This window comes from Streptomyces sp. NPDC104309, assembly GCF_055584025.1.
Map to the genome: position 1 here is coordinate 315,743 of NZ_JBVJMV010000006.1, position 23,404 is coordinate 339,146.

The window sequence follows — 23,404 nt, forward strand, 5'->3', positions numbered from 1 at the left end:
CCGCGGGTGCCGCCGCTGGTGACGGTTGCTCACTGGTGCTTGTAGTGCTTGATGGACTGGTCCTTGGCCGCCGCGTCGGCGAAGGCCTGGATCTTCTTGATGGCTTCCGCAGGGGTCGCGCGGCCGGCCATCATCTCGCCGATACCGGCGACACCGATCTGCTCCTTCTGGAGCTTCACGTACCAGTCCTGCAGACGCGGGTTCACCACGTTGTCGCCGGCCTTCTTCAGCGAGTCGACACCGGACTGCATGGCGGTCGACAGGGTCAGACCGTCGGTTCCGCCGTTGAAGGCGCTGAGCGACTTGACCTGCTTGGTGAAGTTCTTCGAGGACTCCTCGGAGAGCATGATGCGCAGCTGCTCCATGCCGCCCTCGGGGTTCTTCGCGTTGGCCGGGACGACGAAGGGCTCGCCGCCGGAGGCCCAGATGGTGCCGAACGGCATCTTGTCGGACGAGTCCAGGCTGGACGGCGGCGCGACCATCATCTTGAAGTCCTTGGGCGTGGTCGGCGCCGCCTCGTTCTCCACCCACGAACCGTTCGGGATGAAGAGCGCCTTGCCCTTGGTCCACTCGGTCTGCGACTGGATATGGGTCAGGCCCGGGGTGCCCTTGAGGATGTACCCCTTCTGGTACAGCTCGTAGTACGCCTCGAACGCCGCCTTGACCGCGGGGTCCTTCCAGGCGTTCGGCTCCAGGTTGTCGATCTTGTCGAGAACCTCCCGGCCACCGATCTTGGCGATGAACGGGTAGAGCGAGAACGGCAGGTAGTACGGGTACTTACCGGCGTACGTCCAGCCGGCGATGCCCTTCTTCTTCGCCTTCGCGCAGAGGGCGAGCATGTCGTCCCAGTTCTCGGGGTACTGCGCGTCGAGGTTGTCGAGCGCGGTCTGCGAGTACCAGACGCCGTACACGGTGTACGCGTAGTACATGATCCAGACCGGGTCGCCGTCGAACTGACCCATCTCCAGGACACCCGGGCGCAGCGTGTCGCGGACCTTCTTGGCCGGGTCGTCGATGGACGGAGCGTCCATCAGCGGCGTCAGGTCCGCCAGTTGCTTCTTGCCGACCAGGACACCCATGTCCATCTGCTCGGCACCGGAGTTGTCGATCAGGTCCGGCGGGGTGCCGCCGTTGAAACGCGGCTGCAGCTGCGACTGGATCTTCTGGGTCGCGACGTGCTTGACCTTCGGGGCCTTCGGGAACGCCGCGTTGTACTTCTTCTCCGCGTCGATCGCGTACTGCTGACCGAAGCCACCGTCGAAGATGACCACCTCAAGAGGGGCCGTCTCGTTGACGCCGAGCGGGTTCGTCTTGCTGATCTTGCCCTTCTCGACCTTCTTGTCGCCGCCGCCGTCGCTGCTCGCGCACGACGACAGGAAACCCATCGTCGGAACGGTGAGCAGGCCGAGTGCGGCAGATCGCTTGATCACATCGCGACGGCCGAGGCCCTCATTCTTGTGGGCGGAGGTGGATCCCATGCTCAAGTCCTCGCCTTCTCCAGGACTCAGGCGGTGTGTACCGGTCGCCCGTCGATATTCGCCTCAGGCGAAGGGCCCCGCCACCGCGGTCAGTTGCGCTTGGGTAGTGCTGATTTCAGGCTAGCCATATGCAGTGGGGGGCTTCGGGAGATCGGGCAGCGGATGCACTTGTTGTGCCCTCCGTGACCGTTCCCCCGTGTCCCCCGTGTCCGCGGCACCGAAAACGGCTGTGCAGACGCCGACAGGTATAGTCCACTTGCGGTCGACTGAGCAAGATCGAATGCAAGGTTGAGCAGCAGTCTTTCCCGAGTTGAGACCTCGCGGATACCTGAGCCCCGTGCACCCCGGTCCGGGTGCAACGATTTCCGCATTACGGTCGATTCGACTGGCGGTTCACGCCCAACACCCTTGACACACCACGCCTCTTGGCTCCCTACTGGACCTTGCGCATCTCCCTGACAACGTTGTCCTAGTGCACTTACTCGGGAGGAATGGCTCCGCATGCAGCCCCGACATGGTTCTCGCAGGAGACAAAGCCGTACGGCCGCACTGGTCGCGGCTTCACTGGTTCTGGTCGTGACAGCCCCCACCGCGGCCGCCGCACAGTCGGCCGGGACGGGCGAAAGGCGCCAAAGCGCCTTGGGGGAACGGACATTCAGCTCGTCCTTCGAAGCGGACGAAAAGCAACCGGACTGGCGCAACACTGTCGAAGAAGGCCTTGACGGAAAGAAGCGGTCATCGGGTGTCGACGGCGGATTCTCCACTGGAATTCCGGGCAATGTCACCGACAAGGTGACAGACGTCCGTGCCAGTGACGAGAACACCGGCGGCGGGGAGGTGAAGGAGAACCTGATCGACGGGGAGTCCGGCACCAAGTGGCTGACCTTCGCACCCACCGGCTGGGTCGAGTTCGATCTCGTCGAACCGGTCAAGGTCGTGACCTACGCGCTGACCTCGGCCAACGATCACGACGAGCGCGACCCGAAGGACTGGACCCTGCAGGGCTCCACGGACGGCAAGGACTGGAAGGACCTCGACTCCCGGACCGGTCAGAGCTTCACCGAGCGGTTCCAGACGAAGTCGTACGATGTCACATCGGACGCGGCCTACCAGCACTTCCGTCTGCGGATCACGAAGAACAACGGCGCCTCCGACGCGACCCAGCTCGCCGACGTCCAGTTCTCCGACGGCGACACCTCGGCCCCGGCGCCGGAATCGATGCGCAGCCAGATCGACCGCGGCCCGTCCGGCTCCCCCACCGCCAAGTCGGGTGCGGGCTTCACCGGCAGGAAGGCCCTGCGGTACGCCGGCACGCACAAGGCGGACGGCCGGGCCTACTCGTACAACAAGATCTTCGATGTCAACACGACTGTCACCCGTGACACCTCACTCTCCTATCTGGTCTATCCCCAGATGGGCGAGACGGATCTCTCCTATCCGGCGACGCATGTCTCGGTGGACCTGGCGTTCACGGACGGCACGTACCTGAGCGACCTGCGGGCCACCGACAGCAACGGCGGCCTGCTGACCCCGCAGGGCCAGGCCGATGCGAAGCGGCTCTACGTCAACCAGTGGAACAAGGTCGACTCGGCTATCGGGACGGTCGCCGCGGGCAGGACCGTGGACCGGATTCTGGTGGCGTACGACTCCCCCAAGGGCCCGTCGAAGTTCCAGGGCTGGATCGACGACATCAAGATCGCCCCGAAGGCGCCCGAGAAGCGCCGCCCGCACCTCTCCGACTACGCGTCGACGGTCCGCGGCACCAACTCCAGCGGTGGTTTCTCGCGCGGCAACAACTTCCCCGCCACCGCCGTCCCGAACGGCTTCAACTTCTGGACGCCGGTCACCAACGCCGGATCGACCAGTTGGCTCTACGACTACGCGCGCGGCAACAACGACGACAACCTGCCCACCCTCCAGGCCTTCAGCGCCAGCCATGAGCCGAGTCCGTGGATGGGCGACCGGCAGACCTTCCAGCTGATGCCGTCGGCGGTCTCCGGCACCCCGGACGCCTCCCGCAAGGCGCGTGCGCTGCCGTTCCACCACGAGAACGAGACGGCGAAGCCGCACTACTACGGTGTGACATTCGACAACGGCCTCAAGGCCGAGATGACACCGTCCGACCACGCGGCCCGGATGCGCTTCACCTTCCCGGGTGACGACGCGAGCGTCGTCTTCGACAACGTCTCCAACGACGGCGGGCTCACCCTCGACCCGGGGACCAGTTCCTTCACCGGCTTCTCCGATGTGAAAAGCGGCGGCTCGACCGGCGCCACCCGCCTCTTCGTCCACGGCGTCTTCGACGCGCCGGTCACCGCGAGCGGCAAGCTGTCCGGTGGCGGGGGCGACGACGTCACGGGCTACCTCCGCTTCGACGCCGGCAAGGACCGCACGGTCGAGCTGCGCCTGGCGACCTCGCTGATCAGCGTCGACCAGGCGAAGCGGAACCTCGCCGCCGAGATCCCCGCCTCCCGCTCCTTCGAACGGGTCGAGGACCGGGCGCAGCGGGCCTGGGACGACATCCTGGGCAAGGTGGAGGTCGAGGGCGCCACGGCCGACCAGCTGACCACCCTCTACTCCAGCCTGTACCGGCTCTACCTGTACCCGAACTCGGGCTTCGAGCAGGTCGACGGCAAGGACAAGTACGCCAGCCCCTTCTCCCCGCAGGTCGGCTCCGACACCCCGACCCACACGGGCGCGAAGATCGTCGACGGCAAGGTGTACGTCAACAACGGCTTCTGGGACACCTACCGCACGACGTGGCCCGCGTACTCCCTCCTCACGCCGGACAAGGCCGGCGAGATGGTGGACGGTTTCGTCCAGCAGTACAAGGACGGCGGCTGGATCTCCCGCTGGTCGTCCCCCGGCTACTCCGACCTGATGACCGGCACCTCCTCGGACGTCGCGTTCGCGGACGCCTACGTCAAGGGCGTGAAGTTCGACGCCGAGGCGGCGTACGAGGCGGCGCTGAAGAACGCCACCGTAGTCCCGCCGTCCTCGGGCGTCGGCCGCAAGGGCATGCGGACGTCCCCGTTCGTCGGCTACGCCGACACCTCCACGCACGAGGGTCTGTCCTGGTCGCTGGAGGGCTACCTCAACGACTACGGCATCGCGCAGATGGGCCGGGCGCTCTACAAGAAGACGAAGAAGGAGCGGTACAAGGAGGAGTCCGAGTACTTCCTGAACCGCGCCCGCAACTACGTCGGTCTCTTCGACAGCAAGGTGGGCTTCTTCCAGGGCAAGGACGCCAAGGGCGACTGGCGGCTCCCGGCGGACACCTACGACCCTCGGGTCTGGGGCTACGACTACACGGAGACGAACGGCTGGGGCTACGCCTTCACGGCCCCGCAGGACAGCCGGGGCCTGGCGAACCTCTACGGCGGGCGCGCCGGCCTGGCGAAGAAGCTCGACACCTACTTCACCACTCCGGAGACGGCGGGCCCCGAGTTCGTCGGCTCGTACGGCGGTGTCATCCACGAGATGACGGAGGCGCGTGACGTACGGATGGGGCAGTACGGCCACAGCAACCAGGTCGCACACCATGTGACCTACATGTACGACGCGGCCTCGCAGCCCTGGAAGGCCCAGGAGAAGATCCGTGAGGTACTGGGCCGCCTCTACACGGGCAGCGAGATCGGGCAGGGCTACCACGGTGACGAGGACAACGGCGAGCAGTCGGCCTGGTACCTCTTCTCCTCGCTCGGCTTCTATCCGCTCGTGATGGGCAGCGGCGAGTACGCGATCGGCTCGCCGCTCTTCACGAAGGCCACCGTCCACCTGGAGAACGGCCGCGATCTGGTCGTCAGGGCTCCGAAGAACAGCGCGAAGAACATCTACGTGCAGGGCCTGAGGGTCAACGGCAAGAAGTGGACGTCGACTTCACTGCCGCACGACCTGCTGGCCAAGGGCGGCGTCCTGGACTTCGACATGGGTGCGAAGCCTTCGTCGTGGGGCACGGGCAAGGACGCCGCACCGGTCTCGATCACCACGGACGACAACGTGGCGACGCCGAAGGCGGACGTGCTGAAGGGCGCGGGCGCCCTGTTCGACGACACCTCGGCCACCTCGGCGACGGTCGGCTCGGTGGACCTGCCGGTGCCCTCGGCCACGAACGCGGCCCAGTACACGCTGACTTCGAGCGCGGCGGCCAAGGCCCCGACCGGCTGGGGCCTCCAGGGCTCGTCGGACGGCACGACGTGGAAGGACCTCGACAAGCGGTCGTCCCAGTCGTTCGCCTGGGACAGGCAGACAAGGGTGTTCTCGGTGCGTGCTCCGGGCTCGTACGCGCACTACCGCCTGGTGTTCGCGGGTGAAGGGAGCCTCGCGGAGGTGGAGTTGCTCTCCTGATCCCCCGGCCCGCTCCGGGCCCCGCCGTCGGCCGGTGTCTCGCTCCGGGGCACCGGCCGTTCGCGTGCCGGGCGGCCGGTGATGTGTGCAGCGGCGGAGCCCGCCGTTCGGTCAGTCCCGCTCCGGGGCGTCCGGAACGGCCCGGGGCAACAGGCTCTCGGGCCATGTCACATTCCACGCCGTGATCACCGGATTGCCGTGCTCGGTGCCGAGCCGCGAGACCGCTCCCGTGGCGAGCTGGAAGAGCGTGCCCTCGGCCGGGGTCAGGCCGAGGTAGCGGGCGGTGAGTACGCGCAGGAAGTGGGAGTGGGCGACGAGCGCGATGTCCCCGTCCGGGTCGCGGTTCGCCGCCTCCGCGACGTCGGCCAGCACCCGGTCGGCTCGGGCACCGACCTCCGCGGGTGTCTCGCCGGGGTGCGCCTCGGGGCCGGGAGCGACCCCGTCCGTCCACAGATTCCAGTCGGGGCGGGTGCGGCGGATCTCTTCGGTGGTCACCCCTTCGTAGCCGCCGTAGTCCCATTCGCGCAGTTCGGGGGTGACACGGGGTGCGACGAGCCCGGCGAGCTCCGCGGTGCGCCGGGCGCGTACCGCGGGGCTGACCAGGGTGAGCGCGATCCGCCGGTCGGCGAGCAGCGGGGCCAGCGCGCGGGCCTGCCGTTCACCGAGAGGGGTCAGGGGCAGATCGGTGTGGCTCGTGTGCTGCCCGGACCGCGACCACTCGGTCTCGCCGTGCCGGATCAGGATCAACTCGCCCATGGGTGTCATCCGCTCTCTGTGCTGTTCGTGCTGCGTGACTGGCAAACCGCCTGGTCCACGATCGCATTCCGCGCGCCCGGCACGGAGCGGCCGATACGTCGTTTCCGGGTACGGCGGCCCCGTGTCCCCTCGCCGACAGCGTCCCCGGCTTCGTCCCCGTGCGCGGCACCGAGCAGACCGACGGCCCGGTCCTGCCCTTCCTGGCACCGGCCTGGGCGGCCTGCGCGCCGAGCGTCGAGCGGTGGAGCGACAGCTGCCCCGCACACAAGGCGAAGGGCCGCACCCCGGGATACCCGGAGTGCGGCCCTTCGGCCCCGCTGACTGCCTGACGCCTACTTGCGGATCAGGTTGCGGAGCACGTACTGCATGATGCCGCCGTTGCGGTAGTAGTCCGCCTCACCGGGGGTGTCGATGCGGACGACCGCGTCGAACTCCACACCGGTGTCGGTGGAGACCTTCACCGTGCGCGGCGTGGTGCCGTTGTTCAGCTCGGTCACGCCGGTGAAGGAGAAGGTCTCCTCGCCGGTCAGGCCGAGGGACTCGGCGGTCGCGCCCTCCGGGAACTGGAGCGGGAGGACGCCCATGCCGATGAGGTTCGAGCGGTGGATGCGCTCGTAGGACTCGGCGATGACGGCCTTGACGCCGAGGAGCGCGGTGCCCTTGGCAGCCCAGTCGCGGGACGAGCCGGAGCCGTACTCCTTGCCCGCCAGGATGGCCAGCGGGGTGCCCGCGGCCTGGTAGTTCTGCGAGGCGTCGTAGATGAACGACACCGGCGCGCCGTCCTGGGTGAAGTCGCGGGTGAAGCCACCCTCGGTGCCCGGGGCGATCTGGTTGCGCAGGCGGATGTTCGCGAAGGTGCCGCGAATCATGACCTCGTGGTTGCCGCGGCGCGAGCCGTAGGAGTTGAAGTCGCGGCGCTCGACGCCGTGCTCCGTGAGGTACTTGCCGGCCGGGGTGTCGGCCTTGATCGCGCCGGCCGGGGAGATGTGGTCGGTGGTGACCGAGTCGCCGAGCTTGGCGAGCACCCGGGCGCCGGTGATGTCCTCGACCGGGGTCGTCTCCATCGTCATGCCCTCGAAGTACGGGGGCTTGCGCACGTAGGTGGACTGCGGGTCCCACTCGAAGGTGTTGCCGGTCGGGATGGCCAGCGCCTGCCACTGGGCGTCGCCCGCGAAGACGTCCTGGTAGGACTTGTTGAACATGTCCTCGCCGATGGCGTTGGCGACGACGTCGTTCACCTCGGCCTCGGACGGCCAGATGTCGGCGAGGTAGACCGGCTTGCCGTCCTGGTCGATGCCCAGGGCGTCCTTGGTGATGTCCACCTTCATCGAACCGGCGAGGGCGTACGCGACGACCAGCGGCGGGGACGCCAGGTAGTTCATCTTGACGTCGGGGTTGATCCGGCCCTCGAAGTTGCGGTTGCCGGAGAGCACCGAGGTCACGGCCAGGTCGTGCTCGTTGACCGCCTTGGAGACCTCCTCCGGCAGCGGGCCGGAGTTGCCGATGCAGGTGGTGCAGCCGTAGCCGACGAGGTTGAAGCCGACCTTGTCGAGGTACGGGGTCAGGCCCGCCTTGTCGAAGTAGTCGGTGACGACCTTCGAGCCCGGGGCGAGGGTGGTCTTGACCCACGGCTTGCGGGTCAGGCCCTTCTCGACCGCCTTCTTCGCCACGAGCGCCGCGGCGACCATGACGTACGGGTTCGAGGTGTTGGTGCAGGAGGTGATCGCGGCGACGGTGACGGCGCCGTGGTCGATCTCGTACGACGTGCCGTCGGGGGCCGTGACCGTGGTCGGACGCGACGGGACGCCGTTGGTGGAGGCCGGGGCGTCGGAGGCCGGGAAGGACTCCTTGCCCGATTCCTCGTCGTCGGAGACGTAGTTGCGCACGTCCTGGGCGAACTGCTGCTTGGCGTTCGCGAGGATGATGCGGTCCTGCGGGCGCTTCGGACCGGCGATCGACGGAACGACCGTCGACAGGTCCAGCTCCAGCTTCTCGGAGAAGTCCGGCTCGGCGGCCGGGTCCAGCCAGAGGCCCTGCTCCTTGGCGTACGCCTCGACGAGCGCGACCTGCTGCTCGCTGCGGCCGGTCAGCTTCAGGTAGTTCAGGGTCTCGCCGTCGATCGGGAAGATCGCCGCGGTGGAGCCGAACTCCGGCGACATGTTGCCGATGGTGGCGCGGTTCGCGAGGGAGGTGGCGGCGACGCCCTCGCCGTAGAACTCGACGAACTTGCCGACGACACCGTGCTTGCGGAGCATCTCGGTGATGGTCAGCACGAGGTCGGTGGCGGTGGTGCCGGCCGGGAGCTCGCCGGTCAGCTTGAAGCCGACGACGCGCGGGATGAGCATGGAGACCGGCTGGCCGAGCATCGCGGCCTCGGCCTCGATGCCGCCGACGCCCCAGCCCAGCACGCCGAGGCCGTTGACCATGGTGGTGTGCGAGTCGGTGCCGACGAGGGTGTCGGGGTACGCCTGGCCGTTCCGGACCATGACCGTACGGGCCAGGTGCTCGATGTTGACCTGGTGGACGATGCCGGTGCCCGGGGGGACGACCTTGAACTCGTCGAAGGCTGTCTGGCCCCAGCGCAGGAACTGGTAGCGCTCCTTGTTACGGCCGTACTCCAGCTCGACGTTCTGCGCGAACGCGTCGTTGGTGCCGAACTTGTCGGCGATGACCGAGTGGTCGATGACCAGCTCGGCCGGGGCGAGTGGGTTGATCTTGGCCGGGTCGCCGCCCAGCTCCTTGACGGCCTCACGCATGGTGGCGAGGTCCACGACGCACGGCACGCCGGTGAAGTCCTGCATGATCACGCGGGCCGGGGTGAACTGGATCTCCTGGCTGGGCTGTGCCTGGGAGTCCCAGCCGCCGAGCGCCCGGATGTGGTCGGCGGTGATGTTCGCGCCGTCCTCGGTGCGGAGCAGGTTCTCCAGCAGCACCTTCAGGCTGTAAGGGAGGCGCGCGGAGCCCTCGACCTTGTCCAGCCTGAAGATCTCGTACGACTCGTCGCCCACGCGCAGCGTGCTGCGGGCGTCGAAGCTGTTCGCCGACACGACAGTCTCCTTCATCAATGTGCGCGTACTCCGCGCCGCGCCTCATTACGGCGGGCGCCGCGTGGTGCCGCCTACGGCCCCTCGACCATCCGCTAAAGTAAGGCTTAGTTAGGTAACCCTTACCGAGCGGCGGACTGCGGTGCGCCTTCGGCATATATCTCGATGTCGAGATAACTCTAGTACATCACTGCCGAACGGTCATGCGCGGGCGGGGCTGTCCCGTCTCACTCCATCGAATCGTTTTCTCAACGAACCGAGTAGTTCGGGCCTCTGTCTCAGCGAACCCGGTCGCGCGACTGAGTGCGCTGGGGTGCTGGATGGCTGTACCGGCCGGGGTGGAGAGACGGGGCCGTGCGTCGAGTCGTCTTACGCTTCCCGGGCTGGTGCTGGGATCGCGGCCTACGAGACCGCCGATCCGGAAGTGATCATCGCCGAGCATGTCGTGGTGGGAACACCGACGACCAAGGCCACCAAGTTCACCGTCCCCGGTCTCTTGATACTCCACGTCCGCAACGGACTGATCACGCGAGTCCGCGACTACATGGACGGCTTGGGAGTCGCCGGCGCCAGAGCATGAAGGCCAGACCAGTACAGCGGTAACCCAACTTGAGCCGGGACAGCACTCAGCCCATTCCGGCCCCGACCCCGAGATCTCTCTCGACGAACCGGGTCCCTGCGTCTCACCCAATCCGGTCCACGCAGGTCAGCGCGGGCGCGAACGACCAACTTCGTTGAGACAGGAGTGTCCACGCCCTGGCGCCGCCCCGACCGGCTGGTACCGCCGATGGCCGGTACCGCCGCGATCGGGGCGGTTGTGCATCCGCCGGCCGCCGCCATCGAGGAGGGCGGGGGCCCGTCCTCGATGAGCGGCGTCCCGGCCGACAGCGCCTACCGGCTGCGGCCGGCCTGGCGGCCCGGCCTCACTTCAGGTGCCGGCCGAAGAACCGGTCCCCGTCCTCCACCTCGAACCACGGGGTGCCGACGTGCCCGCCCAGATTGGCGTGCATCGTCTTCTCCTTGGTGCCGAAGGCGTCGAACAGGTCCAGGGCCCGCTGGCGGGGGTTCCCTTCGTCGTCCCACTGCAGCAGGAACAGCAGCGGGATGGTGACCTGCCGGGCCTCCTCGCGCTGGGCGCGGGGCACGTAACCTCCGGCGAAGAATCCGGCGGCCGCGATGCGTGGCTCGAGGACCGCCAGCCGAATGCCGACGGCGGTCCACCCCGAGTACCCGACCGGGCCGCCGATCTCGGGCAGCGAAAGGAGGGCGTCCAGGGTGGTCCGCCATTCCGGGACCGCCTTTTCGACCAGCGGGCCGATGAAGGACTCGAAGATCTCATCGACCGGCTCGCCGGCCTGCATCGCCCGGCGGAGGTCGGCGCGGGCCTGCTCGTCGGCGGCGGAACGGGGCCGGTCACCGCACCCGGTGGCGTCGATGGTGGCCACCGCGTAGCCGTACGCCGCGGATTGCCGGGCCCGGGCCACCAGCCGGGCTTCCCCCTTGGGCAGGCCGTTGTTGTGGGCCATCAGGATCAGCGGGGCCGGTGCGGCGGATCCGGGCGTCCACAGGGTGCCGGGGATCTCGCCGAGGGTGAATTCGCGTTCGAGGACGCCGTCGTCGAGGCGCTGTTCGGAAGTGAATTGCATGGTCGTGCCTTTCGGGAGTGCTCTTGAACGGCGCTCCCGGACGACCTATCGCCCGACCGTGACCCCGGAGGGGAGCACCCATGTCGATACTGCGTTCACGGGTACCACCTCCTCGTTCTTTCGCACGGCCTCCGGGAAAATAGCAGTGGTCGCCGTGTTCCGCCAAACGGGTTTTTGCGGAGGCTCTGTGGCCGGATGCCACGCAGTCACTCGCCCAAGGGCCAAGGCCGTGTGGTCAAGGGCTTCGCGCCTGTACGGTCACGGTGTGGCGCATGCCGGGACGTAGGAAGCGGAGCCCGCTCAGGGACCGTTTGGCCCGTGCCGGGTACAACTGCGACGATGCCGCCGCCATGAGCCTCCGTGGTGGGCCGGGCGCGCCCCGCCGTTCGGTAGTCTCGCCGCCGCACTCCACCCGTCCGGTCCTGCGGTGAACGTATCGGCGCGCGGAGCGGGACGGGTGGCCGGACGAAGGAGGAACATGAACGACGGCATCGAGTTCAAGGACATCTCTCCGACCACCCTCGCCGATCTCCTCGGGCGAGAACAGGTCATGGACCTCGGCATCCGCCCGCTGTGGCCCTCGATGCCGCGCGTCGCCGGCCCGGCGTTCACCGTGCGGTGCCCCCCGGGCGACAACCTGATGCTTCACGCGGCCATCCACCGCGCGGAGCCCGGCTCGGTCGTCGTCGTCGAAGCGGGGGACGTGGGCTACGCACTCGCCGGAGGAAACGTCTGCGCCGTCGCGCAGCGGCGGGGGATCGCGGCGTTCGTGACCGACGGGGTGATCCGTGACCTCGCCGAGGTGCGCGACATGGGCTTTCCCGTCTTCGCCAGGGGAGTCGTCCCCATCCCCGGAGTCAAGAAGGCCGTCGGGCCGCTCAACGGTCCGGTGCGGTGCGGCGGTGTGGACATCGACGCCGGCGACATCGTGGTGGCCGACGAGGAGGGCGTCGTGGTCACCCCCCGCGCCCGCCGGGCGCAGGTACTCCTCGATGCCCGGCAGAAGTCGGCGAAGGAAGCCGGTGAATCCCTCGACGACTGGGAGAAGGCGCATCGCGCCCGTATCGACAGGATCCTGGCCGAAGGCGGCTTCGAGGACTGACTCCCTCGCCTTCCATTCCCCGGACGGACGTACACCGTTCGCCGTCACGCATGTCCGGGTGAACCATGGAACGCACGGTGCGCCGGTCGCCGCACTCTTCACACGCGACCGGCCGCGCAACTTCCGTGCCTCCACGCCCTGCCGTCACCCGAATGCCACACCCCACCACAGGTCTCATCTCATATCTGAGATAACCTTTCGCCATGTCAGACGATTACCTCGTACGCATCGGCAAGCTCATACGTGACGCCCGTCAGCACCGGGGCTGGACACAGAGTCAGCTCGCCGAGGCGCTCGCCACCAGCCAGAGCGCCGTGAACCGCATCGAGCGCGGCAACCAGAACATCAGCCTTGAGATGATCGCGCGCATCGGTGAGGCACTCGACAGCGAGATCGTGTCGCTCGGCTACGCCGGGCCCATGCACCTGCGAGTGGTCGGCGGTCGCCGGCTCTCGGGTTCCATCGACGTCAAGACGAGCAAGAACGCGTGCGTGGCCCTGCTCTGCGCCACACTGCTCAACAAGGGCCGCACGGTGTTGCGCCGGGTGGCCCGTATCGAGGAGGTCTACCGCCTCCTGGAGGTGCTGAACTCCATCGGCGTGCGGACCCGGTGGATCAACGACGGGACCGATCTGGAGATCGTTCCGCCCGCCCGGCTCGACCTGTCCGCCATCGACGCGGACGCCGCCCGCCGGACCCGTTCCATCATCATGTTCCTCGGCCCGCTGCTGCACCGGATGGACTCGTTCAAGCTCCCGTACGCGGGCGGCTGCGACCTCGGTACGCGGACCATCGAGCCGCACATGATCGCGCTGCGCCGGTTCGGCCTGGAGATCGCCGCGACCGAGGGGCTTTACCACGCCCAGATAGACCACTCGGTCACCCCCGACCGTCCCATCGTGCTGACCGAGCGCGGGGACACCGTGACCGAGAACGCACTGCTGGCCGCCGCCCGGCACGACGGCACGACCGTCATCCGCAACGCATCCTCCAACTACATGGTCCAGGACCTGTGCTTCTTCCTGGAGGCGCTGGGCATACGCGTCGACGGCATCGGCACCACCACCCTGACCGTGCACGGCTCCCCGCACATAGACGTGGACGTCGACTACTCCCCCTCCGAGGACCCGGTCGAGGCGATGAGCCTGCTGGCCGCCGCCGTGGTGACGGAGTCCCAGCTGACGATCCGCCGGGTACCGATCGAGTTCCTGGAGATCGAGCTCGCGGTGCTGGAGGAAATGGGTGTCGACTGCGACCGCACGACGGAGTACACCGCCGACAACGGCCGTACCCGGCTGGTCGACCTCACGGTCCGGCCCTCCAAGCTGGAGGCGCCGATCGACAAGATCCACCCCATGCCGTTCCCCGGGCTCAACATCGACAACGTGCCCTTCTTCGCGGCCATCGCCGCCTCGGCCCAGGGCCAGACCCTCATCCATGACTGGGTCTACGACAACCGGGCCATCTACCTCACTGACCTGAACCGCCTGGGTGGCAGGCTGCAACTCCTGGACCCGCACCGGGTGTTGGTCGAGGGCCCGACCCGGTGGCGCGCCGCCGAGATGATGTGCCCGCCCGCACTGCGGCCCGCCGTGGTGGTGCTGCTCGCCATGATGGCGGCGGAGGGCACGTCCGTACTGCGCAATGTGTATGTGATCAACCGCGGTTACGAGGAGCTCGCAGAGCGCCTCAACTCCGTGGGCGCGCAGATCGAGATCTTCCGGGACATCTGACCGGCAAAGGCCGCCGCCCCCTCTCTGGCCAGGCTGAACGCTGGTTCGGAAGGGGGCGGCGGCATCCGTGGGACTTCTCTGGGACTTTGCGCCCGAGCGGGGACTGCACCGAGCTGCGGCCCGGCCCCGGCGCGGTCCGGGCCGAGGCTACGTGAAGTCCGCCAGGGCTCGGAAGTCGGTCAGCAGCTGCTCGGGGCCGCGTTCGGGGCAGCCGAGGGCTGTCAGTTCGGCGGTACGCCCGACGGATGCCGGCTGGATGCGCGCGGCGGCTTGCGGCGGACGGCCGTGTGCCGCCGGTCCGCCGTCCGGGATTTCTTCCGTGAGCAGCCAGTTCTCGCCGGATCCGGCGATCACCACACCGTGCTCCGGTGCGGCCGCCGCGGCCCGTCGGGCGATGCGGCCTTCGTGCGCGAACGTCGACGGTCCGGACTCGAACCACACCGGACCCCGGGGACTTCTCCGGGACCTGCGGCCGAGCGGGCTGCCGCGGTCCGCGGCCACAGCCGGGACCTGCTGGTCCCGCACCATGCCAAGGCCGAGCCCGAAGCGATCGATGAAGACACCCACGGGGACCGGCTCAAGCAGTGCTTCCACGACGAGGGACTGCCCCTGGACGTGCGAGCGGCAGGCGCCCTGCTCCTGCTGGGAAGCCGGAGCAGGCAGGGAACCCTGTTCTCCCCCTTGCCGTCGACGGTGGGTATCGCGCCGCGGACGGTTCGCCTTCGGTGATCTGCCGGCGTGGCCCGTGCGGCAGGGGCGTCCAGGCAGGGGACGTGTTGTCGCTCATGACAGCGGGAGGTAGACGACGTTGGGGGAGCCGGTGACCGGGTGGGCATCGATCCGGGACCGCACCCCGTAGACCTCCGCCAGCAGTTCCTCCGTCAGCACCGCGTGCGGGGAGCCGGACGCCACCACCCGTCCGGCGCTGAGGACGAACAGCCGGTCGCAGTAGGAAGCGGCCAGGTTGAGGTCGTGCAGCACCAGCAGATTGGTGGTGCCCAGCGTCCTCACCAGGCTGAGGATCTCCAGCTGGTAGCGGATGTCCAGATGGTTGGTGGGCTCGTCGAGCGCCAGCAGTCCCGGGTCCTGGACCAGGGCGCGGGCGATCAGGGCCCGTTGCCGTTCCCCGCCGGACAGTTCCTCGAACCGCCGGTCGGCCAGGGCCACTGCGCCGACACGCCGCAGCGCCCGGTCGATGCGGTGGGCGTCGTCGGCGTCGTCCTGCTCCCAGAACCGTTTGTGCGGGCTGCGGCCCATCGCCACCACTTCGCGCACGGTCAGGCCGAAGGCGCCGGGGCTGTCCTGCGGTACGACGGCGACACGCCGCGCCCGTTCCTTCACACCGAGGGCCGCGGCGTCCGCCCCGTCCAGCAGGACCCGCCCCGCTGCGGGGCGCAGGGCGCCGTACACACAGCGCAGAAAGGTGGTCTTGCCGCTGCCGTTCGGCCCGACCAGGCCGACCGTCTCGCCGGGGGCGGCGTCCAGCGCGACCCCGTCGAGCAGGGTGCGGCCGGCCACCTCGTAGCTGATCCCGTCGGCGGCGAGCGCCGCCGGGGACGGCGCCGGGCTCATCCGGTGATCCCTTCGGTACGGCTGGAACGGCGCAGCAGCCAGAGGAAGAACGGGCCGCCCACCAGTGCGGTGACCACCCCGGCGGGAATCTCCTCGGGGGCCGCCACAGTCCGCGCCAGCAGATCGGCCAGCAGCAGGAAGACCGCCCCGCCGAGCGCGGTCACCGGCAGCAGTCTGCGGTGGGACGCGCCGACGATCAGCCGGGCGGCGTGCGGGATCATCAGGCCGACGAAGCCGATCGCCCCGCTGTAGGCGACCAGTACGCCGACGATCAGCGACACCAGCACGAAGACCCCGCCCCGGAAACGTCCGGGGTCCAGGCCGAGGCTGCGGGCCCCCTCCTCCCCGGTCAGCAGCAGATCCAGCGGACGGGCCAGGCTGATCAGGAGTACGGCCCCGACGCCCAATACCACGGCGGGCAGGGCCAGTTCGTCCCAGCGGGCGCCGCCCAGGCCGCCCAGGGTCCAGAACAGGATCGCCCGCACCTGCTCGGCCCGGGAGGACAGCACCAGAATCAGGCTGGTGAACGCGGACAGCACATACTGGATCGCCACCCCGGCCAGAATCAGCCGACCGGTCGTCATGGTGCCGCCGCGCCGGGCCATCGCGTAGACGGCGACCAGTGCGGCCATGGACCCGGCGAACGCGGCGGCGGGCAGCGCCACATCGGCGGCGGCACCGGCGCCGACCCCCAGCACGATGACCACGACGGCGCCCGCCGACGCCCCGGAGGAGGCGCCCAGCAGAAACGGATCGGCCAGCGGGTTGCGCACCAGCGCCTGGAGCACCGCGCCCGACAGGGCCAGCCCGGCGCCGACGACGACCCCGAGCAGCACCCTGGGCAGCCGTACCTCCCACACGATCGTCTGGTACGCGCCGGTGCGTTCGCCGCCCAGCACCGTACGCACCACCTCGCCCGGCGGAATCCGTACCGGGCCGAGCGCCAGGCCGGCCACCGCCGCCGCGAGCAGCAGCACCGTGAGGACGCCGATCACGACGGGTGTCGAGCGGAGGACGGCCTTCAGGCGGGGGCGGGCGGACTCCGCGCTCACGGGGTACCGGGGTGCAGCTGCCCGGCCAGGTCCTGCACGGCGTCGGCGACCCGGACGCCGAGCACGGCCGAGGACAGCGGGAGTACCGCGAACCTCTTGTTCCTGATCGCCGGTACGTCCGCGAGCGCCGGGTCGTTCAGCAGCCGCTTCTTCTTGGCCGCGACCGTGGTGCCGCCGTAGTCGTAGATCACGACCACCTCGGGCCTGCGCTTGATGACCTGCTCCCAGGACACGTCGCCGAAGGTGCCATCGAGGTCCGCGAAGACGTTCCTGCCCCCGGCGAGCCGGACGATCTCGTTGCCGATGCCGTTGCCGCCCGCCGTGAACGCGGAGCTGTCGCCGGAGTCGTACACGAACACCGAGGGATGTGAGGAGCCCTTGAGCTCTGTCTCGACCGCCCTGATCTTCTGCCGCTCCTCGGCGATCAGCTTCCTGCCGCGCTCCGGTACGCCGAAGGTCCTGGCGACCTGGGTGATCTCGGTGGCGAGCTGATCGATACCGACCTTGCCCTTGGTGCAGTACTCGATGTTCAGCCGGGTGTTGATGCCGCTCTTCCGGAGCCCCGCCCGGTCCTGGCCCCTGGCCTTGTCGAAGGCGCTGCTGTAACCGCCGTAGACGAAGTCGGGGTTGGCACCGAGCAGCACCTCCTTGGAGGGGTACTCCTTCGCGAGCACCTTGGTTGTGGCGTATGCGGACCGGTACTTCGGCAGGATGCTGTCGTCCAGGTAGGCCGTCCCGGCCAGCCGGTCCTGGAGCCCGAGGGCCAGCATGATCTCGGTGGCGTGCTGGTTCATGGTGACAGCCCGCTTCGGCGGGGCGTCGAAGGTCGTCCTCGTACCGCAGTTGGTGACCGTGTAGGGGAAACCGTCGGCGGCCGGTGCGGCCTCTGTCCTGCCCTCGCCGCCCGTGCCGGAGCCACAGCCGGTGAGCGGCAGCAGAAGCAGCGGTATGAGCGCGAGTGGTACATGGCGGATCCGGAGCATGACCGAGCCTTTCCGGGGGATGTCCTCGTCCCCTGGCTGTACGGAGAAGGCGGCGCGGCCAGTGTCTGGCTTCCGGGCTGCTGCAGCCCGGTCACAGTGGCGGGACCGTACCGGATTCACACCGGTTTCCTGACGCGCGTCGCCTGAGATTTCGGGGCCCAGTCTGTCAGACCGCGGAATCAGCGAGCCCGTCAGTACAACGAGCCTGTCCGTACACCGCGCGTTTACGCTGCGTACCCATTCGGCTCCATCAGCGTTGCCGGGTATGCGGACGTTTGACACGATAGGTCGGAAGGTGAGGGATACGGCAGCGCGCCGCTGTCCGCCTCGCCAGCCTTTCGGAAGGAGCGATCATGGCTGTGAAGGCCGCTGGACGACGCTCCGGCGATACGAAGCCGGCGACGCATCCCGTCCAGGACGTTTTGGCACACCCCATGGAGACCATGACGACGGTCGTGGACAGAGTCCCGGGTGTCGAGGTGGTCAAGGGTGTCTTCGACGGCGTACTGGACTCCGTCGGAGTCGTCTCGCCGCACGCCCGGCGGGTCACGGCGTACGCCGGAGCCGGTCTGCTCGGTGCGGTGGGGTTGATCGAGTGGCCGGTGGCGGTCGCAGGCGCCGCGGTGGTGTGGCTGACCCAGCCGCGCCGTGAGGACGTGACCGAGGAGTCGGCAGGTGCCGGTCACGGGCTGCGGGCCAAGCAGGCGGCCCGGTCGGCCAAGGCGTCGACCGCTTCGACGGCTTCGCGGAAGCCCAAGTCGCCGGCGAAGGCTTCGGCCAAGACGTCGACGAAGGCGACCGGCGCGAAAGGGAAGGCGAAGGCCGGCCCGTCCGGGCAGCGCGGCAGCGCGCGAAAGCCTGCGGCAGCCGGGCGGAAGAAGAGCTGAACACCCTCAGCGTGCTTGATCGCCCGCTGCCCGTCGCCGGGTGGCAGGTTCGCTCACTCTCGGGCTCGAAGGCCCGGTCCCGCACAACGGCCTGACGACGAGCCCGTGAAGGTGAGAGATGCTGTCGCGTTTGCTGCCCCTGTTGCCCGTTGCAGAGCTGAGCAGCGCTCTTGCCACTGCCCCGGTCCGGGCCACTCGCCGTATGACACCATCGGCGTCGGCGGCGGGGCACGTGGCTACCGAGATCGTCAGCGCCGGTGTGCGGAGTGCGGTAGGTGGCGCGGCGGCCGTGTCGAGGGCGGGGCTGCTGTTCGGCAGGGCTGCCCGAAATGCCATGGCTCCTCAGGTCGGGTACTGGCACGCCGCATCGCGTATGCACCTCGCCCTGCACCACTCCCCGGACGCTCCGCTGAAGTCTGTGGCGCGTCTTGAGGACGCGGCCGCGAAGGTTGCTTCCGAGCTGTGCGAGCACCCCGACGTGGTGAGCGCCTATTGGGACGGGGGGCTGATGCGGCTCGTCGTACAGCTTGCCGAGGACGGGGCCGATGAGGATGTGGCGGACGCGGCGGCCGAATTGGCCGCCGGGCACGGTCTGGAGCAGGTCGGTGAGCCAACGCTGGCCCATGCACATCCGGGCGCTGCCGGCGGTGTGCGCGCGAGCTTGGTCGGCCTGGCGTGCGACGCCGTTGGGGTCGCCGCCGCGCTGACCGCGCGGAGCGCGCGCGTGCAGCAGGCGCCCCAGGCGGTATCGGCCGTGGCGACGCTGCTGCGGGAGGACTCGCGGGTGCGGGCCCTACTGCGCCGCTCGCTGGGCACCGACGGTACCGATCTGCTGCTCGCCGCGGCGTATGCGGCGGCCAACGGCGTCGGTCAGTCGCCCACACCGCTGCTGCTCGACGCGGCACTGCGGACCACCCAACTGGTGGCGGCCCTGGCTCGGCTCGCCGCGTTCGACGCGGTGCACGACGCGCTGTGCGAACCCAGTCGGCTGACAGTTGCCGGGAACGACATCGAGCGGCCGCCCCTGCGGGCCTGCCCGGGGGAGGAGTACGCCGACGCCGCGGTCAACGGCATGTTGGCCGGGGCGGCGACGACGCTGTTGTTCACCCGTGACCTGGGCAAAGCTGCCGAGGCCGTACTTGCCGGGACCCCCAAGGCGGCGAGGTACGGCCCGGCCGGCTTCACCGCGGCGCTGAGCACCCTGCTGGCCCGCGAGGACGCCCTGGTCCGCGACGCCGAGCGGCTGCGTCGGCTCGAACTCGTGGACACCGTGGTGCTGCACCCGGAAGCGCTGCACCGCTACCGGCTGTGTGTGCTGGAGGTCCACCCGAGCACCGACGACTGGGACCATCACCAGCTCTGGCAGGCCGCCACCAGGGCTCTCCAGGGGACCTCGTGGGATGTCTCGTGGGGGAACGGCGAGGCAGCCGGTACGGCGGAGGAGGCGTACCTCGGCCTGCGCCCGGTACCCGGCGGTCCGCCGGCGGAGACGGGCATGATGATCGCCTCACTGGGCGACCAGGACGTCGGCACCGTGCTGGTCGGCTGGGAGACCGACCCGATGGCCGAGGCCGCGCTGGACGCGGCGCGGCGCGCGGGCCTGCACGTCGTGGTCGTCGAGAACGATTCGCTGGACGAGTTCGGGGTACTGGCCGATGAACTCGCCCCCGCCGACCGGCCGTTCGCCGATGTGGTGCGCGCCCTGCAGGACGAGGGGCGGACGGTGTTGACGGTGGCGCGCGTCCCGCACGAATACTCCTCGGACCGCCCCTTGTCGTCGGGGCCGGGCAGACAGCGGTTGTCCGCCCGCGGCCGGGACGTGACCGAAGGGCTCCTCGCCGGCGACATCGCCGTCGCGATCACCGACAAGCGCAGCGCCGTCGTCTGGGGTGCGGACGTGATGTGCGTGCGCGGGCTGGCGGGTGTGTGGCGGCTGCTGTGCGCGGTCCCGGCGGCACGGACGGTCGGCAACCATGCCCAGTTCTTCACCGAGGCCGGCGCAGCACTGTCCGCACTCCTGGTGCTCAGCAGAGGAACGCGCACCGGTCAGCCGCCCTTTCCTCTCAAAGTGCGGCTCAGTCCGGTCAACATCGCCGTCGCCGCGGCGCTGGTCTGGGGCTGGTGGGCCGCGCTGGGCGCTGCCGTGCACGCCACTCCGCATCCCAGGCCGCGGGTGCCCTGGCACGCGCTGGAGCCGAGAGAGGTGCTGGCCCGGCTGGCCAGGGCGCCGCGCTCCGCACCCACCGCCCTGATGACGCTGCGCACCGACGCGAGCCGGTTCGCGCGTGCCGCCGCGGCGTATCCGTACGTCGCCCCGTTCATCTCGCCGGTTCGCTGGGGATTCCGTCTGCTGATCGCCACATGGGCCGAACTCGACGACCCGCTGACGCCGGTCCTGATGGTCGGTGCCACCGCATCGGCCCTGCTGGGTTCCGGGGTGGACGCGTTCCTGGTCACCAGTGCCGTGACGGTCAACGCCCTGGTCGGCGGTTTTCAGCGGCTGCGCGCGGAACGTGCCCTGTCGGCCCTCGTCACCAGCCAGCGGCACACGGCCAGACGCTTGGCCGGGCCGGACGACGAGCAACCGTCCGTCGTGGAGGCGGAGCGCCTGGTGCCGGGCGAGGTGATCGAGCTGCACACCAACGACGTGGTGCCGGCCGACGCCCGGCTACTGAAGGTCGACGGTCTGGAGGTGGACGAGTCCGCGCTCACCGGCGAGTCCCTGCCGACCCGCAAGCAGGTGGCGGCGAAGCCGCAGGCAGCCGTTGCCGACCGCAGCTGCATGGTCTTCCAGAGCACCACCGTCGTAGCCGGCCGGGCCAGGGCGGTCGTGGTGGCTACCGGCTCCCAGACCGAGGCCGGCCGCGCCGCCGCACTCGCCGCCCGCGTCCCCACCTCGGCCGGGGCCCAGGCACGGCTGCACGAACTGACCCGCAAGGTGCTGCCCCTCACTCTCGTCGGCGGTGCCGCCGTGGCCGGACTGTCCCTGCTGCGCGGGCGTCCGATGCGCACCGCCCTCCGAGGCGGACTGGCGGTCGCCGTCGCCGCCGTTCCCGAGGGTATGCCGCTGGTGGCGACGGTGGCGCAGTTGGCGGCAGCGCGGCGGCTGAGCAGACTCGGCATCCTCGTACGCACCCCGCGCAGTCTGGAAGCGCTGGGGCGTATGGACACCCTCTGCTTCGACAAGACCGGCACACTGACCGAGAACAGCCTGAAGGTCGTCCAGCTCGCCACCGCCTCGGGAACCGAGCACCAGCCGTCCGCCCCCGAGGCGGCTTTGATCCTGCGTCTCGCTGCGCGTGCCTGCCCCCGCCCCGCCAGGGAGAGCGGCGCACACGCCCACGCCACCGACGCGGCCGTCCTGGCCGCGGCCCCGCACGACACGGGCTGGACCGCCCTCGCGGGACGGCCCTTCGAGGCCAGTCGCGGCTACGCCGCAGCCGTGGGCAGCGACCCCGACGGCACCCACCTGCTGGTCGTCAAAGGGGCCCCGGAAGTCGTGCTGTCCAGTTGCCCCGACGCCGGTCCGGAGGCCCTCGATACGGCACTCCGGCTCGCTGCACGAGGCCTGCGGCTCCTGGCCGTCGCCCAGCGCCGGCTGTCCGCGGACGACGTGACGGACGAGTCGCTGGACAAGCCCCTCGAACTCCTGGAGTTCATGGGGTTCGTGGCGCTGGCCGACACACCCCGCCCCAGCTCCGCACCGCTGGTCGCGGGGCTGCACGACATCGGCGTACGGCCCGTCATGCTCACCGGCGACCATCCCCGGACCGCCCAGGCGGTGGCCCTCGCCCTGGGATGGCCGGCGGACGTCACGGTCGTCACCGGCGACGAACTCGCCACGCTCGACCGGGCCGGACAGATCAGGCTCCTGAAGGACTGCAGCGTGGTCGCCAGAGTCGCACCGGAGCAGAAACTGCAGGTCATCGAGGCGCTACGCAAGGCGGGTCGCGTCGTCGGCATGGTCGGCGACGGCGCGAACGACGCCGCCGCCATCCGCGCCGCCGACATCGGCGTCGGCATCGCCGCCCGGGGATCCGCGGCCGCCCGCAACGCGGCGGACCTGGTGATCACCACCGACGAACTCTCCGTCCTCATCGACGCCATCGGCGAGGGCCGGGCCCTGTGGCACAGCGTCGCCGACGCGATCAGCATCCTGCTCGGCGGCAACGCCGGAGAGGTCGGCTTCTCCGTCCTCGGCACTCTGTTCGCCGGCGCCTCGCCCCTGTCCACCCGCCAACTGCTCCTGGTCAACCTGCTCACCGACATGTTCCCCGCGATGGCCGTGGCCGTGACCCCCCAGGACTCGCGACCAGGCAGCCACTCCGTGGGCCTGGCCGCCCTTCAGTCCCCCCTGAACCGTCAGATCCGGCAACGCGGCGTGGTCACCGGCATCGGCGCCACCTGCGCCTGGCTGATCGGCCGCCTCACACCGGGTACGGCCCGGCGCACCAGCACGATGGCCCTGTGCGGCGTGGTGGGCGCCCAGCTCACGCAGATCCTCCTCGGCCGCAAGCGCAGCCCGCTGATCCTGGCCACCGTCCTCGGCACCGCCGCATTCCTCATCGCGCTCGTCCAGACCCCCGTGGTCAGCCACTTCTTCGATTGCACCCCGCTGGGCCCGCTCGCCTGGACGGGAGTCGCTCTCGCGGTGGCCATCGCGGCCCTCTCCCCCCGCGTGCTGCCGCACACCGAGCGTCTGTTGACGGAACTCGGCGCGCGGCTGGGCCCGTTGAAGCGTTTCATCCCCGTGCCGAGCTGACGCCGGGAGCGCGCCGCGCCGGAGCAGCCGGCCAAGGGCTGC

15 protein-coding genes and 1 riboswitch are annotated in these 23,404 nt (G+C 69.6%); of the genes, 7 read left to right on the forward strand and 8 right to left on the reverse strand.

All coding sequences use genetic code 11. From position 1 onward, the window contains the following. Positions 1-29: 29 nt before the first annotated feature. A complete protein-coding gene (gene ngcE, locus ACZ68L_RS11910; protein ID WP_469576304.1) occupies positions 30-1,478 on the reverse strand; it encodes an N-acetylglucosamine/diacetylchitobiose ABC transporter substrate-binding protein in 1,449 nt (482 codons plus the stop codon). 501 nt (positions 1,479-1,979) lie between these two features. On the opposite strand from ngcE, the gene ACZ68L_RS11915 reads away from it, so the two are divergent. Further along, positions 1,980-5,825 carry a GH92 family glycosyl hydrolase gene (locus ACZ68L_RS11915; protein WP_469576306.1) on the forward strand — a complete coding sequence of 1,282 codons (3,846 nt, stop codon included), beginning with the start codon at positions 1,980-1,982 and terminating at the stop codon, positions 5,823-5,825. Positions 5,826-5,936: 111 nt separating this feature from the next. On the opposite strand, the gene ACZ68L_RS11920 is transcribed toward ACZ68L_RS11915, so the two are convergent. After that, positions 5,937-6,581, reverse strand: a complete 645-nt coding sequence (locus tag ACZ68L_RS11920; RefSeq protein WP_469576308.1) for a histidine phosphatase family protein — start codon at positions 6,579-6,581, stop codon at positions 5,937-5,939. A 158-nt stretch (positions 6,582-6,739) separates the two neighbouring features. On the opposite strand from ACZ68L_RS11920, the gene ACZ68L_RS11925 reads away from it, so the two are divergent. Next, the gene (locus ACZ68L_RS11925) at positions 6,740-6,910 is read left to right on the forward strand and encodes a hypothetical protein (RefSeq protein ID WP_469576310.1); all 171 of its coding nucleotides are present in this window, start codon (positions 6,740-6,742) and stop codon (positions 6,908-6,910) included. Positions 6,911-6,913: 3 nt separating this feature from the next. On the opposite strand, the gene acnA is transcribed toward ACZ68L_RS11925, so the two are convergent. Then, positions 6,914-9,628 (reverse strand): aconitate hydratase AcnA, encoded by a 2,715-nt coding sequence (acnA, locus tag ACZ68L_RS11930; RefSeq protein WP_469576312.1) that lies wholly within the window; start codon positions 9,626-9,628, stop codon positions 6,914-6,916. Between the two features lie 421 nt (positions 9,629-10,049). Here acnA and ACZ68L_RS11935 point away from each other — a divergent pair, with 421 nt between their 5' ends. Further along, the gene (locus ACZ68L_RS11935) at positions 10,050-10,205 is read left to right on the forward strand and encodes a nuclear transport factor 2-like protein (protein WP_469576314.1); all 156 of its coding nucleotides are present in this window, start codon (positions 10,050-10,052) and stop codon (positions 10,203-10,205) included. Positions 10,206-10,548: 343 nt separating this feature from the next. Here the strand turns inward: ACZ68L_RS11935 and ACZ68L_RS11940 are convergent, their stop codons facing one another. Beyond that, a complete protein-coding gene (locus ACZ68L_RS11940) occupies positions 10,549-11,271 on the reverse strand; it encodes a dienelactone hydrolase family protein (protein WP_469576316.1) in 723 nt (240 codons plus the stop codon). Positions 11,272-11,749: 478 nt separating this feature from the next. On the opposite strand from ACZ68L_RS11940, the gene ACZ68L_RS11945 reads away from it, so the two are divergent. Together ACZ68L_RS11945 and ACZ68L_RS11950 are read left to right on the forward strand one after the other, a co-directional pair. Continuing rightward, positions 11,750-12,373, forward strand: coding sequence for an RraA family protein (locus tag ACZ68L_RS11945; protein ID WP_469576318.1), 624 nt, complete (start codon positions 11,750-11,752; stop codon positions 12,371-12,373). Between the two features lie 203 nt (positions 12,374-12,576). Continuing rightward, positions 12,577-14,106 (forward strand): helix-turn-helix domain-containing protein, encoded by a 1,530-nt coding sequence (locus ACZ68L_RS11950; RefSeq protein WP_469576320.1) that lies wholly within the window; start codon positions 12,577-12,579, stop codon positions 14,104-14,106. A gap of 147 nt (positions 14,107-14,253) precedes the next feature. Here the strand turns inward: ACZ68L_RS11950 and ACZ68L_RS11955 are convergent, their stop codons facing one another. The 4 genes from ACZ68L_RS11955 to ACZ68L_RS11970 all read right to left on the reverse strand — a co-directional run bounded on the left by ACZ68L_RS11955 (position 14,254) and on the right by ACZ68L_RS11970 (position 17,713). After that, the gene (locus ACZ68L_RS11955) at positions 14,254-14,700 is read right to left on the reverse strand and encodes a hypothetical protein (RefSeq protein ID WP_469576322.1); all 447 of its coding nucleotides are present in this window, start codon (positions 14,698-14,700) and stop codon (positions 14,254-14,256) included. 189 nt (positions 14,701-14,889) lie between these two features. Further along, positions 14,890-15,678 (reverse strand): ABC transporter ATP-binding protein, encoded by a 789-nt coding sequence (locus tag ACZ68L_RS11960; RefSeq protein WP_469576324.1) that lies wholly within the window; start codon positions 15,676-15,678, stop codon positions 14,890-14,892. Further along, on the reverse strand, positions 15,675-16,730 hold the full coding sequence (locus ACZ68L_RS11965) for a FecCD family ABC transporter permease (protein ID WP_469576326.1): 1,056 nt from the start codon (positions 16,728-16,730) through the stop codon (positions 15,675-15,677). The genes ACZ68L_RS11960 and ACZ68L_RS11965 overlap by 4 nt, the downstream gene beginning before the upstream one ends. Continuing rightward, a complete protein-coding gene (locus ACZ68L_RS11970; protein ID WP_469576329.1) occupies positions 16,727-17,713 on the reverse strand; it encodes an ABC transporter substrate-binding protein in 987 nt (328 codons plus the stop codon). Before ACZ68L_RS11970 ends, ACZ68L_RS11965 begins: the two co-directional genes overlap by 4 nt. 39 nt (positions 17,714-17,752) lie before the next feature. Continuing rightward, a riboswitch (cobalamin riboswitch) is annotated at positions 17,753-17,904 on the reverse strand. Positions 17,905-18,066: 162 nt separating this feature from the next. On the opposite strand from ACZ68L_RS11970, the gene ACZ68L_RS11975 reads away from it, so the two are divergent. Both ACZ68L_RS11975 and ACZ68L_RS11980 read left to right on the forward strand, forming a co-directional pair. Beyond that, positions 18,067-18,600, forward strand: coding sequence for a hypothetical protein (locus ACZ68L_RS11975; RefSeq protein WP_469576331.1), 534 nt, complete (start codon positions 18,067-18,069; stop codon positions 18,598-18,600). 118 nt (positions 18,601-18,718) lie between these two features. Continuing rightward, positions 18,719-23,362: an HAD-IC family P-type ATPase gene (locus ACZ68L_RS11980; protein WP_469576332.1), complete on the forward strand. Its 4,644-nt coding sequence runs from the start codon at positions 18,719-18,721 to the stop codon at positions 23,360-23,362. Positions 23,363-23,404 lie beyond the last annotated feature (42 nt).

Coding starts and splice junctions, on each gene's coding strand:
- ACZ68L_RS11940 (WP_469576316.1), bottom strand. CDS start 11,271: ATGCAATTCACTTCCGAACAGCGCCTCGACGACGGCGTCCTCGAACGC.
- ACZ68L_RS11970 (WP_469576329.1), bottom strand. CDS start 17,713: ATGCTCCGGATCCGCCATGTACCACTCGCGCTCATACCGCTGCTTCTG.
- ACZ68L_RS11975 (WP_469576331.1), top strand. CDS start 18,067: ATGGCTGTGAAGGCCGCTGGACGACGCTCCGGCGATACGAAGCCGGCG.
- ACZ68L_RS11945 (WP_469576318.1), top strand. CDS start 11,750: ATGAACGACGGCATCGAGTTCAAGGACATCTCTCCGACCACCCTCGCC.
- ngcE (WP_469576304.1), bottom strand. CDS start 1,478: ATGGGATCCACCTCCGCCCACAAGAATGAGGGCCTCGGCCGTCGCGAT.
- ACZ68L_RS11920 (WP_469576308.1), bottom strand. CDS start 6,581: ATGGGCGAGTTGATCCTGATCCGGCACGGCGAGACCGAGTGGTCGCGG.
- ACZ68L_RS11950 (WP_469576320.1), top strand. CDS start 12,577: ATGTCAGACGATTACCTCGTACGCATCGGCAAGCTCATACGTGACGCC.
- ACZ68L_RS11980 (WP_469576332.1), top strand. CDS start 18,719: ATGCTGTCGCGTTTGCTGCCCCTGTTGCCCGTTGCAGAGCTGAGCAGC.
- ACZ68L_RS11915 (WP_469576306.1), top strand. CDS start 1,980: ATGCAGCCCCGACATGGTTCTCGCAGGAGACAAAGCCGTACGGCCGCA.
- ACZ68L_RS11960 (WP_469576324.1), bottom strand. CDS start 15,678: ATGAGCCCGGCGCCGTCCCCGGCGGCGCTCGCCGCCGACGGGATCAGC.